Consider the following 16,122-nt stretch of genomic DNA (forward strand, 5'->3'; position numbering starts at 1 on the left):
GGCTATTTTGGTTATTCACCACGTCACCCGGGCCACCCGACACCTGCTGTTCTGGTCACTGATCGCGATAGCCCTCGTCTTGAGCGCGGTACGGGTTTTTTTGATCGATATTGCCGATTACCGTAGCGCACTCGAACAAAAAGTCCGCGAGACCACCGGCATTCCGCTGCATATCGGCAAACTGGGCGCGAATATGCGCGGCTTCAGCCCGGAATTCTTGCTGCGGGAAATCGCTATCGAAGGCAGCGAAGCCGGCGCGAAGCCCGCTATCCGCTTGCAAGAAGTGCGGATCGGCATCGATTTACTGGAATGGTTATTCACCCAGGACCCCATGGCCGCCAGTTGGGTGACGCTGGTGGGCGCCAAACTGGATATTCTGCGTAACGAGGACGGTAGCCTCAGTATCAAAGGCCTGCAAAGTAGCGACGAGCAACCACTATGGCTGTTACAGGGGGGCAAATACGAGATTCTGCAAAGCCAGGTGACCTGGCAGGATCTGAAGCGGCATCGACCGCCGGTGACTGTCGAACACTTCGATTTGCTGATCAAAAACCACTATCTCGATCAAAGCCACGAGATCCATCTGCTCAGCAGCCTGCCCGAGCAATACGGCGATAGCTTGCGCATTTCCGCGCGGCTTAACGGCAATATTTTCCAGGCCAACGCGATTAACGGTCAAATTTATGTGGAAGGCAGCAATCTGCAAGGGCCGGCTTGGCTGATCGAGGATTTACCGCTGGGCTTGCATTTGGAATCCGGCTCGGGCGATATGCGGATCTGGAGCCAATGGCGTGACTCCATGCCTTACCAAGTCAGCGGTTATCTGCAAGGTCAACAGATTAAACTCAGCAGGCAGCAAGGCAAACCGCTGCAACTCGACACCTTTGAAGGCAATCTGGCTTGGACCGAGCAAAATGGCCGGCAACGCTGGAGTGCCTACGACGTTAATGTCTTCGCAAATCATCAGCGCTGGCGGGATGGTGAGGTCTATCTACAGCAGGACGCGCAGGGCAATCTCAGCGGTGTGATCAAACAGTTGAATTTGCAAGCCTTGATGCATCTGATACCGCCGTTTCTACCGGCAGAGCAAACCGATTGGGCTAAATGGCTGAAACTCAATCCGCAAGGCAATTTGCAAGACTTGGCGTTTTACTTTGACGGCAACCAGCAACGCTATGCGCTTAATGGCCGTTTCAGCCAGCTTGGCAACGATGCGCAAGGCGACCTGCCGCAAATACAGGCACTGAGCGGCTCTATCATCGCCGGCGACCAAGGCGGGCAATTGATATTCGATAGCGTGAACGCCAAATTCAATGCGCCGCAAATGTTCAGAAGTAGCCTGGACGTCCCGCGCTTGCAAGGCCGAATCGACTGGCGGCAAACCGATACCGACTGGCAAATTTCCAGCGAAAATCTGCAACTCGACAGCGTCGCCTTCCACACCCAAACCAATCTGCAACTCAGTATCCCGAAAAATAACGATAGTGCGGTTATCGATATGCGCACCCGTTTCGGCAATTTCAAAGACATCAGTAACGTACCGCAATACCTGCCGGCCAAAATTATGGGTAAGGATGCGGTCGCCTGGCTGGACGACGCCTTTATCGGCGGGCATATCGACAAGGGCGAAATGCTGTTGAACGGCAAGCTGGCGGACTTTCCGTTCAGCAATGGTCCCGGCCGGTTTGAGGTGGTGTTTGCGATAGACGACGGTGAAATCCAGTTCAACGCCTTATGGCCGCATTTGCGAGCGGTGCATGCCGACGTGCAATTCCTCGGTGCGGACCTGAAGGTGGCGATCAATGGCGGCCGTAGCGAAAACGTTGATATCAATCAAGCCGTGGTCTCGATTCCGGATCTGGCCAATAGCGATTATGTTTACGTGTTGGGCCAGGTGCAGAGCAAGTTACCGCACAGTTTGCAGTATCTGCAAAAAACCCCGTTACGCGCCAAAATCGATCCGCTGGCCAAAGTGTTGGCCCCGGATGGCAACACCCAGGTCGATCTTGATTTGAAAATCGCTTACTACGAAACGCTACCGACCACCGTTAAAGTCGATGCGCATCTGGATAAGGCCCGCTTGCTGGTCAGGCCGGTCGATCTTGCGGTTAACGACATCAGCGGCGTACTGCGCTTTACGGAAGATAGGGTCAGCAGCAACCGCCTGGAAGGCAGTACCCTGGGTTATCCAATACACGCCGTACTGCAAAGCGATGCCAGCGCCACGCAAATCCTGATAGACGGCACGACCGACATCAACCGCCTGGAAAAACAATTCAGTTTCCTGAAAAACCAGGTTGCCGACGGTAGCTTTAACTATCAAACCGTATTGATACTACCTTACGATGCGGCTCGGCCGTCTACCCTGAACATCAGCAGCAACTTGCAGGGCGTAACGATCAATACGCAAGACGCACTGGCCAAATCCGCAGATCAAGAGCAAGCCTTGAATCTGCAATTTACGCTCGAAAACAGCAGCGCTTACTTGCCCTTAAAAGTTGCTTACGGCAAGGAATTGAACGCAGCACTGTTGATAGACGGCAAACAAAATCAGCTGCATTCCGGGCATATCGTCTTCGGCCAAGAACCGGCGGACTTTTTTGAACCGGCCGGTTTGAAATTGCAAATCCGGCAACCGCAATTCAAATTATCCGATGCGCTTGCCGCATTCTCCGATACCGAAACTCAGCAACGCTTGCCGGCCTTAAAAGAAGTGATGCTGGATACCGAGCAACTGATCTGGCAGGGCCAGAATATCGGCGCGCTGAAATGCCGGCTCCAGCATCTGAATCAGGCGTGGCAAGCCACGTTGGATAGCCCGATGGCGCGCGGTAAATTGATCTTACCCGATCAACGCGGCGGCGCCAATGTTATCAAGCTACAGATGGATTATCTGAATTTGTCGGCGATGGACGGTCTGAATTTCGATGCGGCGGAAGAAGTGGTCACCGACTTGCCCTTAATCGACATCGACAGTAAACAACTGCTATGGCGCGGCGTGGATTTGGGCAGCTTAAAACTGCATACCGAGCGGCTGATCAACGGCATTCATTTCAAACATGTGCAACTGGCCAGCGTGGCCGGTACGATAGACTTCAGCGCGGACTGGATCAAACTGGTCGGCGGCAGCTCGACGCAATTGACCGGCAAGCTGAACATGAACGGTTTTGGCTTGTTCTTGTCGCAGCTGGGTTTTACCGATGATTTAAGAGGCACCCATGCCGAAATCAATTTCAACGGCGGCTGGCACGGCGCCCCGCAGCAGTTTGCCACGGCCAACCTGACCGGACAAATGCAACTGAAATTCAGCGACGGCCGCATTTCCAGCATCGAACCCGGCTTTGGTCGCTTGTTGGGCTTGATCGCCATGGAGCAATGGGCCAAACGCTTGAGTCTGGATTTTACCGACGTCTACCGGCAGGGTCTGGCCTTTGACCAGATTACCGGCGATTTTAAAATCAGCAACGGTCTGGCCTATACCGACAATTTATTGATCGACGCAGTATCGGCAAAACTCAGCATAGCCGGCACCGCCGACCTGGTAAAAAAGACCATGGACCATCGCGTCGCCGTCGTGCCCAAGAGTTCCGGGGCTGTGCCGATTGCTGGTACAATCGTCGGCGGTATCGCCACCATCATTACCCAGGTAGTGACGGACGATTACAAAGAAGGTTATTTTTTCGGCTCGCAATACAAACTTGCCGGGCCGTGGGGTAATGTCGAGGTTACGCCGCTGCACGATCAGGACGGCCTAGTGCAAAAAGCCTGGCGCGGCCTAACCGGCGGCTGGCTGGAATCGCTGAGCAAATGAGCGGCCCTGCCAACCAAGCTTCCCCAACAGTTAAAACTATCGAAAACAATTAAAATCAGGGACACCTCATGACCATATGTGCCGCCATCCAGATGGCCTCCGGACCGCAAGTCAGCGCCAATTTGCTCGAAGCCGAGAAACAGATCGCCGAAGCCGTAAAAGCCGGCGCGAAACTGGTGGCCTTGCCGGAAAATTTCGCCATCATGGGCATGAACGAATACGACAAAGTGAAAGTCAGCGAACAGGATGGCTCAGGCCCTATCCAGGATTTTCTGGCCACCACCGCGAAAAAATACGGGGTTTGGGTGATAGGCGGCACGATGCCGATGCAGGCCACCGCCCCCAACAAAGTCCGCGCCGCCTGTTTGATTTACAACGAACAAGGCGACCGGGTTGCCCGCTACGATAAGGTGCATTTGTTCGACGTCAGCGTGCCGGACACCGCCGAAGAATACCGCGAATCGGATTCGGTGGAAGCCGGCGATGCCTCCTGCGTGATTGATACGCCGTTTGGCCGACTTGGTGTAGCGGTTTGCTACGATTTGCGTTTCCCGGAGTTTTTCCGGCCAATGACCCGGCAAGGCCTGGATATATTGGTCATTCCTTCCGCATTTACCGCCAAAACCGGCGCTGCGCACTGGGAAGTGTTGTTGCGGGCCCGCGCCATCGAAAACCTTTGCTACGTCATCGCGCCGAATCAAGGCGGCTTTCATATGAACGGTCGGCAAACCTACGGCCACAGCATGGTGATCGATCCTTGGGGCGTGGTACTGGATTGTTATAAAACCGGTCCTGGCTTTGTCAGCGCCGAGATCGATAAAAGCCGCCTGGAAAAAACCCGCCTGTCTTTCCCGGTGCTGGAACATAGACGCTTTTTTTGCGAGTGAGCCTTATGTTGTTAAGAAAGCTGACTTACGGCCTGCCTTGCCTGTTGCTGACAGCTTGCGCGGATGCGCCGGACAAATACCGCGACACCCATCACCTGGAACTGCCGCCGGTTTTACCGATAGAACACACCAATCCGCAGCCGGCAGTGGCTGCCGACGATTTAAAGCCCAAGTCGGCTCTGGCCGATTTGATGGCGTTTACCGACGAAGGGGGCAAGCCCGTGCTTACCTTAAAAACCCGCCCCGACCGGGCTTGGGAAATGGTCGCCACGGCATTGAAAATCAGCAATATCGAAGTGCTGGATAAAAGCCAGGAAGATCAACGCTTCCAGGTGCGTTATGACCCGGACACCAGCGGCAAGGATGTCGGCTTGTTGCGCTCCTTATTGAATAATGATTACGACGAAGCCGAGTACACCATCAAGTTGAAAGAAGAGCGCCGAGGCTTAACCGTCAATGCCAACCTAACAAAACCGGACGACTTGGAGTTTGGCGAAGATGGCTCGGCAGAGCTGATACGCCTGCTACACAAGGCCATAGACGAAAAAATCATCAACCGCCAACCTGACAAGAAGACCGACGAATAAGCGGGAAGGGTTGAGTTAAGCATCGTTCCGTCGCCAATGCCCGGACTTGCCGCCGCTTTTTTCCAGCAAGCGCACCCCTTGAATCGTCATGCCGCGGTCCACGGCTTTGCACATGTCGTAAATAGTCAACAAGGCAATCTGAGTCGCGGTGAGCGCTTCCATTTCCACGCCGGTTTGGCCGGTGGTCTTCACGGTGGTTTGACAATAGACCCGACTCAAGTCGGTTTGGGCTTGCAGGCTAAGCTCGACATGGCTGATCGGTAAAGGGTGGCAGAGCGGAATCAAATCGGCGGTTTTTTTACAGGCCATAATGCCGGCAATGCGGGCGATGCCCAACACATCACCCTTCTTGTGGGTGCCGGACACAATCAGCGCCAAAGTTTCCGGCTGCATCTCTATGTAACCCTCGCAAACCGCTTGACGTTGGGTGATGGCCTTATCCCCGACATCCACCATATGGGCTTCTCCGGCGGCATTAAAATGAGTGAGCGGCGAATTGGACATGGCATACTAGGCAAGTGGAATCAGCCAAGCATTGTATTACCGGGTGAATGAAGATGTCGATTAAAGTGCTTTACTTTGCAAGCTTGAAGGACCGCTTAGGCCTTAGCGGCGACGAACTCAAAATCGAGGCGCCGCTGACGGTACTTGAGGTTTGGCAACGGCTTAATCCGAACGTGGACATGCCCGATACGATGTTGGCGGCGATCAATATGGAGTATGTCGGGCTGGATGCTGAAGTTGACGACGGCGACGAAGTGGCGTTTTTTCCACCGGTGACCGGAGGTTGAAATGATGACCATCAAACTCAGCGGCGAGATTTTCGATCCCTGGCAAGAACTGGCCGATTTTCAAGCCCAAGCTGTCGACATGGCCGGCAAATACGGCGCTACCGGCGTCTTTGTCGGCACCATGCGCGACTTTAATCAAGGTGACGAGGTACGCGGCATGTACTTGGAACATTATCCGGGCATGACCGAAAAACAATTGCAGCATATTGTCGAACAAGCCCAAAGCCAGTGGCAGTTGTTGGATGTGTTGCTGATCCATCGCATCGGGCAGGTATCACCCAACGATACCCTGGTGCTGGTGGCGGTGTGGTCCGCGCATCGCGGCGATGCTTTTGACGCCAGCCGCTTCATTATGGAAAATTTGAAAAGCCAGGCGCCGTTTTGGAAACGGGAAACCTTGGAATCCGGGCAAATCCGCTGGGTAGAAAAAAACAGTAACGGCTATCTAAAGCAACCGTGATGCTGTCAAGACTGGCGCAAATTACCCGTAGACTTTGTATCGGCAGCATAATTTACCGTCGGCATTTCGCCCAATGACTGGGCTTGCAGCTGCTGTTGCAGTTCGGCAATTTGCTGGTTGGATTGAGTAAGCTGCTGTTTCAATTCATTTATGGTTTCATGCAGATATTCGAAGTGAACTTGAAAATAGCGCGCCGACGGGAAGCAGGCATCCAAGGCTTCCGGCGACATTTTGTCCAATTTGGTTCGAGATCGTCTTGTTTTCATATTACACCTAATCATCATTATCGGCTAAAGCATACCCATTCGGCATGATTGCTATGATGCTGTTAATAGTAAGACGTTCCAGAACGCAAATCCCCCACTTAAAATACCAAATATTTTAGCAATCACTCCTGTCGTCAAGCATACTTACCCGGCAACCAGCCACGCTCGACGCATTCCCGAAAATTCCATTGCGGCATATTCTCGGTTTTATAGCTCCAGAAAAACCACCCCAGATACTTTTCGAACACGGTCAGCTGGGCGGCCGCGTAACCGCGACAAGCGATATCGAATTGAATGTCGTCCATCCGCTTATGGCCATGATCGAAAGGCCCCTCGGCCCAAAGCGCCGCCAGTTTTGCATCCAATCCCAAACTCCATTCGCCGACATAGGTCGGCAGACCCAGGCCGCCGATGATCTCGTCGGCTTCGGTTTTCCAGTCGCAAACTACTTTTTGCAGATGCCGATAAATATCCCTGTCGATATCGTCTTGCACAAAACATTGATAACGATGTATACCGAAGATCACATTGCCATAATTGGGCGGCTGTAAAAAACCGGCGTATTCGCGAAACGACCGGAAACCATCATGAAATATCACCGCCACCTGTTCGGCCGGACAATGGCGGCGAATGCGCCAATAAGCGGCATCGGTGTAACGTTTCAACAATTCCGTATCCACATCCCAGCGCGGCTCGTTTAACACCTCAATCCCGTGCAAAGCTGGGCGCTTGCCGTAACGCTGGGCCAATCGTTCCAGAGTATCCAGGGAATAGTCGATATAGGCGTCTTGGGTATGCCACTCGCAGACATCCTGGATACCGCCATTATCGAAGCCGTTCTGACAGCCGGGCGCTGCATGTAGATCGACAACGACCTTTAACCCAAATTCTTCGGCCCAATCGAAAGCACGATCAAGCACCTCTGCGCCGCCGCCGACAAAGGGATGCCGTGCCGCGCCGAAACTATGATGATAGGGGTAATCGGCCGCGAACAGCCAGTAGCCAACCGGGATGCGCACCGCATTGACCCCGACTTGCGCCAACCAGGCAAAGTCGGCGCGGGTGATGAAGGTTTGCCAATGCTGCTGCAAACGGGTTTCGGCCTCGCGGCCCAATTCGACGCACCAACTGGTCTCGTCCCTGGCATTCAACCCGGCAAACAAACTGGGCGTCATCCATTTTTCTAAAACCAACCAACCGCCCAGATTCACACCGCGCAGCTTGTTAGCAGACATCATGGCAACTCCCAAGACAAAGACGTCCTAGAGCACGTTACCCGTTAACAGAGGGTAATCCGCCGTTTGTACAAGGCCTGTATGTTGGGCTGCTTGGTGATGGTCAGTACCGCCGAATCCGAGAGTCTTTTATGAATCATATTAACCATATCCACTTCACCTTCGGGGTCGAGTGAATCGAAGGCTTCCTGCATCAATATCCATTTAGGTTTGTGCAACAACAGCCGCACTAGGCCCAAACGTTGTTTCTGTTCACGCTCAAGATTCTTTTCCCAATCAGCAACCTGATCGAGCTGCTCTTCCAGCTCTTTCACACCGGCCAGTTCAAGGGTATTTTCCAAAACCTGCTGATCGAAAGCGGAAGGGTCGGATGGGTAGCAAATTGACGCGCGCAAAGTGCCGGTCGGTAGATACGGACGCGGCGGCATAAAGAACATTCTTTCATCATTCGGCAATTCGATCACGCCTTCGCCCCACGGCCAAAGGCCTGCTATGGCTTTGAACAGCTTATTACCGGAAAAGGCGTTACCGGCAATCAACACCCGCTCTCCGGCCTTGATTTCTTCGTTAAGGGTAGACACGCAGATAATTCTGTCTAAACGCGAAATGCATAAATCGCGAAATGCCAATACTGATTTGTCACTTTTTACTAACCGAATTCGATACGGATCGGGTTTGGCGATTTCCCGTTCCAATTGTTCCAAAGCCTTGCTCAATCCCAATACCCGCTCGACTGAGGCGCGCCATTCCGCAACCTTACCCATATTGTCAACCGGCCAGGACAAAGCCGCGACCATTTGCTGGAAAGCCTGCGCGGATTGCATCAATGCCCCCAGGCTGATAGTACCCAGAATGAAGCGCGGTGCCGACACCAGAATAGGGAACGCCATCGACAGTATCGAATAACCTGAGCTGAACATGGTGATACGTTGCCAAGCATGGGTTTGCTGATTCCAGGCGTCGACAATATTCCCGAATAAGCGGTGAAAATGCGGATTCTCATGGCGCTCACCGTGGATCAAGGCAATGGCTTGCGCATTCTCACGGGCTTTAACCAGCGCGAAGCGGAAATTGGCTTCCACGGTCTGTCTGTTGTCGGTAGCCATGGTGAGCGGTTTACCGATCCACCAACCCAGCGTGGATGCGCTAGCGGCGTAAATCAGCGCCAACCAGACCAGATGGCCTTGAATGGGGATTTCGACCAAACCTAAATTTACCGTAACGGTCCCCGACAAGGTCCACAGTATCTCGGTAAAACTGGTCAACAACAGTAAGCAATAAAAAAAAGTGTGTAACAAATCAATTGCGTATTCAGTGGAAATGCGCACATCTTCAGCGATCCGGCCATCAGGATTATCATGCTGCCCCGGCAAATGAGTAACCAGATAGTGTCGGCCGTCTCGCATCCATTGGCCGATCAATTTGTCGGTTAGCCAACCCCGCCAACTCAATTGCAAACGACGTTTGACGACCAGATGGGTAGCTGTAATCGCCATATTCGCGATAAAAATCAAGACGATCAGGCCAACCTGGGTAAACAGTCTGGACATAGAGCGCTGCTCCAAGGCATCGAATAAATCCGCGCTCCATTCGGTAATAATCACCGACACTGCAATTTGCGCCACTGTCAACGCGACCAAAAACGCCGATAAGGTCCGGATGGTCGTCTTATTTTCCGAGCACCAGAACGGGCCTGCTAATCGGACGAATTGCATAAAAAATTTGCTGGTTGTTCGCAAGGCCGTACTCCTCGTTTAAGGTCGTCGCGCAATATAACAAAATTAAACACATCGATAACCATCAAATGTATTGGTATGCAGCTGCCTGCGCCTCAGGCTAAGGATAGGTTTTTGTGTTTTATGGAGAAAACAGAGGGACAAATCAGGATTGGAGATTGTTTGGCCAGCTTGGTTTAGCCGGTTTGCGACGAGCGATGATTACCGCTCGTCGGCGGGCGTTGCGTAATTATCGTTTCATCGACTCAAAGAACGCGGCATTGGTTTTAAAGTCTTTGAGTTTACCCAATAGAAATTCGGATGCCGCCAGTTCGTCCATCGGTTGCAGGATTTTCCGCAAAATCCAGGTTTTTTGCAGTTCGTCAGGATCAACCAGATATTCTTCACGGCGGGTGCCGGAGCGGTTGATGTTAATGGCCGGATAGATCCGTTTCTCAGCGATTTTCCGCTCCAGATGCAGTTCCATGTTACCGGTACCTTTGAATTCTTCGAAGATCACCTCGTCCATCCGCGAGCCGGTTTCGACCAGTGCGGTGGCGATGATGGTCAAACTGCCGCCTTCTTCTATATTCCGCGCCGCACCGAAAAAGCGTTTGGGTTTTTCCAGCGCGTTGGCATCCACACCGCCGGACAACAATTTGCCGGATGAAGGCACCACCATGTTGTAAGCGCGGGCCAGACGGGTAATCGAGTCTAACAGTATAACCACGTCGTGCTTGTGCTCAACCATGCGCCGGGCTTTTTCGATGACCATATCGGCCACTTGCACGTGGCGGGTGGCCGGTTCGTCGAAGGTACTGGAGACCACTTCGCCGCGCACGCAACGCTCCATCTCGGTCACCTCTTCCGGGCGTTCGTCGATCAGCAGTACGATCAGGTAGCATTCGGGATTATTCTCGGCAATGGCATGGGCAATGCTTTGCATGATCATGGTTTTACCGGCTTTCGGCGGAGAAACGATCAGGCCGCGCTGGCCTTTACCGATAGGGGCAATCAAGTCGATGATACGGGCGGTTAAATCTTCGCTGGTACCGTTGCCTTGCTCCAGGCGGAAGCGTTTGTTGGCAAACAGCGGTGTCAGGTTGGAAAAGGAAATCTTGTTTTTGGATTGCTCGGGCGATTCGAAGTTGATGCTTTCCACCTTCAACATCGCGAAATAACGTTCACCTTCCTTGGGTGGGCGAATTTTACCGCTGACCGTATCGCCGGTGCGCAAACCGAAACGTCGGATCTGGCTGGGCGATACATAAATATCGTCGGGGCCCGCCAAATAAGAACAACCGGGGGTTCTTAAAAAACCGAATCCGTCCGCCAGTATTTCCAAAACCCCATCGCCAAAAATATCTTCCCCGCTCTTAGCCTGTTTCTTCAAAATCGCAAAAATCAATTCCTGCTTTCGGGCTCTGTCGATATTTTCCAGCCCCAAGGACTCGGCAATTGCAATGATTTCAGTGACTTGTTTAAGTTTTAACTCGGTAAGATTCATGTTGATTAAGGGAAATGAAAGAAATGCAAAACAGCAGAGTGCTGTTTACAGCGGCAGGTAGTTGTTGGATTAATTAAGGACGTTCAGAATGCGAAGAAGCAAGCGGAGAAAATTCTAGCGCAATAACCGGACTTATCAAAAACATTTTTAATAAATCCGGTGATTCGGCTCGATTTAGAGGTTGCTATCGATAAACGCAGCCAATTGGGATTTGGTTAAGGCGCCAACTTTAGTCGCTTCCACTTCGCCGCCCTTGAAAAGCATCAAAGTCGGAATACCTCGTACACCGTAGTGCTGAGGCGTTTTGGGGTTTTCGTCGATATTCAGCTTGGCAACAGTGAGTTTGCCTTGATACTCGGATGCAATTTCATCCAAAACCGGGGCGATCATTTTGCACGGACCACACCATTCTGCCCAATAATCGACCAATACCGGCGTACCGGCTTTCAACACAGTTTCATTAAAATCAGCGTCTGATACATGAAGGACTAGGTCGCTCACGCCATTCTCCATTAGTTTACAAAGTCAAGACTATAGTTTCGCGGCGCTTTAATTGTCAATCGATTTCAACCGCGCGGCTTTTTAGTTTATTCTATCGGGCTATGAAGAAAACACATTTAACGGAAACGCGTTTTAGCAATTTGGAGCTGTCCGACTCCATCATCAAAGGTCTGAAAGAAGCAGGATTCATCAACTGCACGCCGATTCAGGATAAATCTTTGCCCTTGTCGTTGCGGGGCAAAGACATTGCCGGCCAAGCCCAAACCGGCACTGGCAAAACAGCCACGTTTCTGCTGGCCACCTTTCAGCATTTGATCAACGACGAAAGCGAAAAAATCAAGAACCCGCGCGCGCTGATTCTCGCACCAACCCGCGAACTGGCTATCCAGATTCACAAAGATGCGGTTGCTCTGAGCAAGTATCTGAACCTGAAGTTTGCGCTGATCTACGGCGGTACCGACTACCAAAAGCAGTTGGATAAAATCAAAGGCAATGTCGACATCATTATCGGCACGCCGGGCCGCATCATCGATTTTTACCGGCAAGGCGCGTTCACGCTGGATAATATCCAGGTCACCGTGATGGACGAAGCCGACCGTATGTTCGATTTGGGCTTTATCAAGGACATCCGCTTCTTGCTGCGCCGCATGCCGCCGGCGGAAAAGCGTTTGAATATGCTGTTTTCCGCTACGTTGTCTTATAAAGTCACCGAACTGGCTTATGAGCACATGAACAACCCGGTGCTGATACGCATCGAATCCGAGGAAGTGACTTCCAAAGCCATCAATCAAGTGGCTTACTGTCCGGCCAACGAGCAAAAAATCCCGCTGTTGCTGGGCTTGCTGAAACATCACCAACCGCAGCGCAGCATCGTCTTCGTCAACACCAAACGCTGCGCCGAGCAGCTGGACGATTATCTGGCTGCCAACGGCCACAAAGTGGCCATGCTCAGCGGGGACGTGCCGCAGGAAAAGCGCCAGCGCTTGCTCAATGATTTTCAGGAAAATCGGGTCACACTCTTGATTGCGACCGACGTAGCGGCTCGTGGCCTGCACATTCCGGACGTATCGCATGTGTTCAATTACGACTTGCCGCAAGATGTAGAAGATTACGTACACCGTATCGGCCGTACCGCCCGATTCGGCGCCAGCGGCGAGGCTATCAGCTTTATTTGCGAGGAATACGCTTACTCAATGCCGGACATCGAGGATTACATTGGCGAGAAAGTGCCGGTGCAAACCATCACGCCGGAATTGATGGTGGAAGACGTAATCAAACCCCAGCGCCGCGAACCGCGCGAACGGGTCATGCAGCGCGACAAACGCCCGCCGCGCGCAGAGCACAAACCCAGAGAGCACCGACCGCCGCGCCCCACAACTGCTACAAACCAGGCATCAACGCCCGAAAATCCTCCACCGCCACAAACTCAGCAACCTGCTTAACCGGCCGTTGACTATCCGGCTTGCTGATCGACACCAGATGAGCAATGCCGAACGTCCGGGCGGAGTTCAACACGGCAACACTATCGTCGACCAGCAGCGTTCTGTCCTTTGCAAACAGATGTTTGTCTTGCAGGATTTGCCAAAAACCTTGCTGCTCTTTGGCAAAACCAAAATCGTGCGACGAAACGATTTCGTCGAAAAACCCGTGCAGACAGGTTTTTTCCATCTTCAAGTTCAAGCTGTCGCGATGGGCATTCGTCACCAGCAATAAACGCTTGCCGCTGGCGCGCACCGCATCCAAAAACTCGGTGACATGCGGATGCACGGCAATCAAGCCGGCCAACTCCTGCTTCAGTCCGGCGATATTCAAGGCCAATTCCTGGGTCCAATAATCCAGACAATACCATTCCAGTTTGCCTTCCATCGCCTTGAAACGCGGTGCCAACTGCTGTTTGGCGTCCTCAATCCTTAGGCTGTGCAGTTCAGCAAAGCGCAAGGGCACAAACTCCTGCCAAAAATGATTATCAAAATTCAAATCCAGCAAAGTGCCGTCCATATCCAACAGCACGGTATCGATTTGTTTCCAGTCGAGCATGTCAGTTTATCCTTATCATTCAATAGCGCTTGTCGTTCCCAAACACAGCCTTAATGAGTTTTTTATTCTAACCGGAAAATCTCCAAGTTCAGCTAGGCTTGATGTCTATAAGAAAAAGGATTAAAAGCTTTCATATGTGTTTTGTTCCGGCATCGGCCGTCAGAAGGAGTTAAATTCATGAGTACCATGAGAGTGCGGACCCGTTTAGGCCTGGGATTCAGCGGTGTCCTACTGTTATTGGCCATTATTGCCGGCATCAGCATCAACGGCATGAACGACCTGCTGTCCAACATCGACAATATGGTCAACGATAAATTTCCGAAAACGGTCTGGGCCAATAATGTCATCAGCAACATTAACGTTATTGCCCGCTCGATGCGTAATACCCTGATTATCAAAGATAGCGCCGCCATTGATAAGGAATTGGCCCGTATTCAAGACGCGCGCCGCACCATCAAGGAAAACCTGGATAAACTCGACCAGAGTATTAGCAGCGTGGAAGGTAAAGCCGTACTCAAAAAAGTGCTGGATGCCCGTACACCTTACGTGACCGCCCAGGATCAGTTCATCAAATTGGCCGGAGAGGGTAAGCAAGCGGAAGCAACGGATTTCCTGCTGACTCAAGTCAGGAAGTTACAAACCGAGTATATAGATTCAGTAGCCGCGCTAATCGAGTTTCAAACCAAACTAATGAAACAATCCGGAGTAGAAGCCAAGGAAACGGTTAATCAAAGCGTTAACTTGATTACCACATTGGCGCTAATTTCCGTGGTAATTGGCGGCGTTGCCGGCTATCTGATCACTAAAAGCTTAATGACGCAGCTTGGCGGAGAACCCAGCTATGCTGCCGAAGCGGTCAACACCATGGCCGCCGGTGACCTTTCCGTGGCGATAGAACTACGGGAAGGCGACAGCAGCAGTTTGCTGTACGATTTAAAAAGCATGCGCGACCAGCTCAGTAACGTTGTCCAGCAAGTTCTGGGTAACGCCGACGTATTAAGCTCGGCGTCCAAGGAAGTCAGCGCTACCGCGCAATCGATCAGCCAGGCCACCACCGAGCAGGCGGCCAGTGTCGAAGAAACCACCAGCTCCATCGAACAACTCAGCGCGTCGGTGCAACAAAATACTGAAAACGCCCACGTCACCGAACAGATGGCCGGCAAATCCGCCAGCGAGGCCAAACAAGGCGGGGAAGCGGTGATCGAAACTGTCAACGCCATGAAACACATCGCCAAAAAAATCGGGCTAATCGAAGATATTGCCTACAAAACCAATTTATTATCCTTAAACGCGGCAATCGAAGCCGCTTCCGCCGGCGAACACGGTAAAGGCTTTGCCGTGGTAGCGGCGGAAGTCCGTAAACTGGCGGAAAGCAGCCGCACCACGGCGGCGGAAATCAACGAACTGGCCTCCAACAGCGTCTCGATTGCCGAAAAAGCCGGCGTACTCATCGGCCATGTTCTACCGGACATCGTTAAAACGGCGGACCTGGTGCAAGAGATCAATGCAGCGTCTGCCGAACAAGCCAGCGGCATCAAACAAATCAGCGAGGCCATGCGTCAACTGGACAGAGTTACTCAACAAAACGCGGCCGCCTCGGAAGAAATGGCGGCAACCGCCGAGGAATTGAACGGCCAAGCCGAACAACTGCAAAACGTGGTTGGTTTTTTCAAGTTAGCCAACAGTTAGAAGTGCTTTTGCGCTGATCTTGGCGTCAAAAGCAAACCCACTTTAGCAACCAAGTTGTAGAACCTGAGCCGATGCCCAACAGACCGAAAATTCTGAAACAAACCGTCATCGCCCAAACCCGGCAATTCTGCATCGAAGCCCTGGACCTGGAGTTTAGTAACGGCGAGCGCCGCCAATACGAGCGCCTGGCCCGCAGCGCCTCGCATGGCGGGGTGCTGATTGTGCCGATGCTGGACCCCGACACGGTGCTGCTGGTTCGGGAATATGCCGCCGGCATTCATCGCTACGAACTAGGGTTACCCAAAGGCAAGCTCGATGCCGGCGAAGACATGTTGGACGCTGCCAATCGCGAGTTGAAAGAAGAAATCGGTTACGGCGCCGCCAAATTACGCCATTTGCACCGCGTATCGCTGGCGCCGGCCTATTTGGAGCACACGATAGATATTATTCTCGCCGAAGAACTGTATCCGGAAAAACTGGTCGGCGACGAGCCGGAAGAGCTGCAAGTGGTGCCTTGGCCGTTGAATAGTATCGATACCTTGTTAGCGAGCGGCGAATGCAGTGAAGCCCGTTCGATTGCCGCGTTGTATATGGCTTTGGCGCATCTGAACGGGCGCGGCTGAGCTGTCGTACAGC

The 16,122-nt window shown here is 52.4% G+C and carries 15 protein-coding genes; 8 read left to right on the top strand and 7 right to left on the bottom strand.

Going from position 1 to position 16,122, the window contains the following annotated elements:
• Nucleotides 1-7: 7 nt before the first annotated feature.
• The 3 genes from METH11B_RS0115380 (at nt 8) to METH11B_RS0115390 (ending at nt 5,285) form a co-directional block, all read left to right on the top strand.
• Nucleotides 8-3,811 (top strand): YhdP family protein, encoded by a 3,804-nt coding sequence (locus tag METH11B_RS0115380; protein ID WP_026602780.1) that lies wholly within the window; start codon nt 8-10, stop codon nt 3,809-3,811.
• 68 nt (nt 3,812-3,879) lie between these two features.
• Complete coding sequence (locus METH11B_RS0115385; protein WP_026147072.1) at nt 3,880-4,698, top strand: carbon-nitrogen hydrolase family protein; 819 nt, start codon at nt 3,880-3,882, stop codon at nt 4,696-4,698.
• 5 nt (nt 4,699-4,703) lie between these two features.
• A complete protein-coding gene (locus tag METH11B_RS0115390) occupies nt 4,704-5,285 on the top strand; it encodes an outer membrane protein assembly factor BamC (RefSeq protein ID WP_026602781.1) in 582 nt (193 codons plus the stop codon).
• Nucleotides 5,286-5,300: 15 nt separating this feature from the next.
• On the opposite strand, the gene moaC is transcribed toward METH11B_RS0115390, so the two are convergent.
• Nucleotides 5,301-5,789 (bottom strand): cyclic pyranopterin monophosphate synthase MoaC, encoded by a 489-nt coding sequence (gene moaC, locus METH11B_RS0115395; protein WP_036276046.1) that lies wholly within the window; start codon nt 5,787-5,789, stop codon nt 5,301-5,303.
• A 53-nt stretch (nt 5,790-5,842) separates the two neighbouring features.
• On the opposite strand from moaC, the gene METH11B_RS0115400 reads away from it, so the two are divergent.
• Together METH11B_RS0115400 and METH11B_RS0115405 are read left to right on the top strand one after the other, a co-directional pair.
• Entirely contained in the window at nt 5,843-6,076 is a 234-nt protein-coding gene (locus tag METH11B_RS0115400) for a MoaD/ThiS family protein (RefSeq protein ID WP_036277624.1), read from the top strand.
• Between the two features lie 4 nt (nt 6,077-6,080).
• Nucleotides 6,081-6,536, top strand: coding sequence for a molybdenum cofactor biosynthesis protein MoaE (locus METH11B_RS0115405; protein ID WP_036277627.1), 456 nt, complete (start codon nt 6,081-6,083; stop codon nt 6,534-6,536).
• Between the two features lie 5 nt (nt 6,537-6,541).
• On the opposite strand, the gene METH11B_RS0115410 is transcribed toward METH11B_RS0115405, so the two are convergent.
• From METH11B_RS0115410 to trxA, 5 genes are all read right to left on the bottom strand, one after another.
• Complete coding sequence (locus METH11B_RS0115410; RefSeq protein ID WP_026602785.1) at nt 6,542-6,802, bottom strand: hypothetical protein; 261 nt, start codon at nt 6,800-6,802, stop codon at nt 6,542-6,544.
• Between the two features lie 134 nt (nt 6,803-6,936).
• Nucleotides 6,937-8,040 carry a glycoside hydrolase family 5 protein gene (locus tag METH11B_RS0115415; RefSeq protein ID WP_026602786.1) on the bottom strand — a complete coding sequence of 368 codons (1,104 nt, stop codon included), beginning with the start codon at nt 8,038-8,040 and terminating at the stop codon, nt 6,937-6,939.
• A 41-nt stretch (nt 8,041-8,081) separates the two neighbouring features.
• Nucleotides 8,082-9,752: an ABC transporter ATP-binding protein/permease gene (locus METH11B_RS0115420; RefSeq protein ID WP_020483997.1), complete on the bottom strand. Its 1,671-nt coding sequence runs from the start codon at nt 9,750-9,752 to the stop codon at nt 8,082-8,084.
• 250 nt (nt 9,753-10,002) lie between these two features.
• Nucleotides 10,003-11,259, bottom strand: coding sequence for a transcription termination factor Rho (rho, locus tag METH11B_RS0115425; RefSeq protein WP_020483996.1), 1,257 nt, complete (start codon nt 11,257-11,259; stop codon nt 10,003-10,005).
• Nucleotides 11,260-11,433: 174 nt separating this feature from the next.
• Complete coding sequence (gene trxA / locus METH11B_RS0115430) at nt 11,434-11,760, bottom strand: thioredoxin TrxA (RefSeq protein ID WP_020483995.1); 327 nt, start codon at nt 11,758-11,760, stop codon at nt 11,434-11,436.
• Nucleotides 11,761-11,861: 101 nt separating this feature from the next.
• Here trxA and rhlB point away from each other — a divergent pair, with 101 nt between their 5' ends.
• A complete protein-coding gene (gene rhlB, locus METH11B_RS0115435; protein WP_026602787.1) occupies nt 11,862-13,202 on the top strand; it encodes an ATP-dependent RNA helicase RhlB in 1,341 nt (446 codons plus the stop codon).
• Here rhlB and yrfG read toward each other — a convergent pair.
• The gene (yrfG, locus tag METH11B_RS0115440) at nt 13,141-13,797 is read right to left on the bottom strand and encodes a GMP/IMP nucleotidase (protein WP_026602788.1); all 657 of its coding nucleotides are present in this window, start codon (nt 13,795-13,797) and stop codon (nt 13,141-13,143) included. The genes rhlB and yrfG overlap by 62 nt on opposite strands.
• Nucleotides 13,798-13,974: 177 nt before the next feature.
• On the opposite strand from yrfG, the gene METH11B_RS0115445 reads away from it, so the two are divergent.
• Complete coding sequence (locus METH11B_RS0115445; protein ID WP_026602789.1) at nt 13,975-15,486, top strand: methyl-accepting chemotaxis protein; 1,512 nt, start codon at nt 13,975-13,977, stop codon at nt 15,484-15,486.
• A gap of 71 nt (nt 15,487-15,557) precedes the next feature.
• Nucleotides 15,558-16,109 (top strand): ADP compounds hydrolase NudE, encoded by a 552-nt coding sequence (gene nudE, locus METH11B_RS0115450; protein ID WP_026602790.1) that lies wholly within the window; start codon nt 15,558-15,560, stop codon nt 16,107-16,109.
• Nucleotides 16,110-16,122 lie beyond the last annotated feature (13 nt).

Origin of the sequence: Methylomonas sp. 11b (assembly GCF_000515215.1) — a bacterium.
Lineage (GTDB): Bacteria > Pseudomonadota > Gammaproteobacteria > Methylococcales > Methylomonadaceae > Methylomonas.

Excerpts from the sequence above, each read along its gene's own strand:
- METH11B_RS0115405 (WP_036277627.1), top strand. The coding sequence starts at position 6,081 with ATGACCATCAAACTCAGCGGCGAGATTTTCGATCCCTGGCAAGAACTG.
- yrfG (WP_026602788.1), bottom strand. The coding sequence starts at position 13,797 with ATGCTCGACTGGAAACAAATCGATACCGTGCTGTTGGATATGGACGGC.
- rho (WP_020483996.1), bottom strand. The coding sequence starts at position 11,259 with ATGAATCTTACCGAGTTAAAACTTAAACAAGTCACTGAAATCATTGCA.
- METH11B_RS0115420 (WP_020483997.1), bottom strand. The coding sequence starts at position 9,752 with ATGCAATTCGTCCGATTAGCAGGCCCGTTCTGGTGCTCGGAAAATAAG.
- METH11B_RS0115415 (WP_026602786.1), bottom strand. The coding sequence starts at position 8,040 with ATGATGTCTGCTAACAAGCTGCGCGGTGTGAATCTGGGCGGTTGGTTG.
- moaC (WP_036276046.1), bottom strand. The coding sequence starts at position 5,789 with ATGTCCAATTCGCCGCTCACTCATTTTAATGCCGCCGGAGAAGCCCAT.
- rhlB (WP_026602787.1), top strand. The coding sequence starts at position 11,862 with ATGAAGAAAACACATTTAACGGAAACGCGTTTTAGCAATTTGGAGCTG.
- METH11B_RS0115385 (WP_026147072.1), top strand. The coding sequence starts at position 3,880 with ATGACCATATGTGCCGCCATCCAGATGGCCTCCGGACCGCAAGTCAGC.
- METH11B_RS0115390 (WP_026602781.1), top strand. The coding sequence starts at position 4,704 with ATGTTGTTAAGAAAGCTGACTTACGGCCTGCCTTGCCTGTTGCTGACA.
- nudE (WP_026602790.1), top strand. The coding sequence starts at position 15,558 with ATGCCCAACAGACCGAAAATTCTGAAACAAACCGTCATCGCCCAAACC.
- METH11B_RS0115445 (WP_026602789.1), top strand. The coding sequence starts at position 13,975 with ATGAGTACCATGAGAGTGCGGACCCGTTTAGGCCTGGGATTCAGCGGT.
- METH11B_RS0115400 (WP_036277624.1), top strand. The coding sequence starts at position 5,843 with ATGTCGATTAAAGTGCTTTACTTTGCAAGCTTGAAGGACCGCTTAGGC.
- METH11B_RS0115410 (WP_026602785.1), bottom strand. The coding sequence starts at position 6,802 with ATGAAAACAAGACGATCTCGAACCAAATTGGACAAAATGTCGCCGGAA.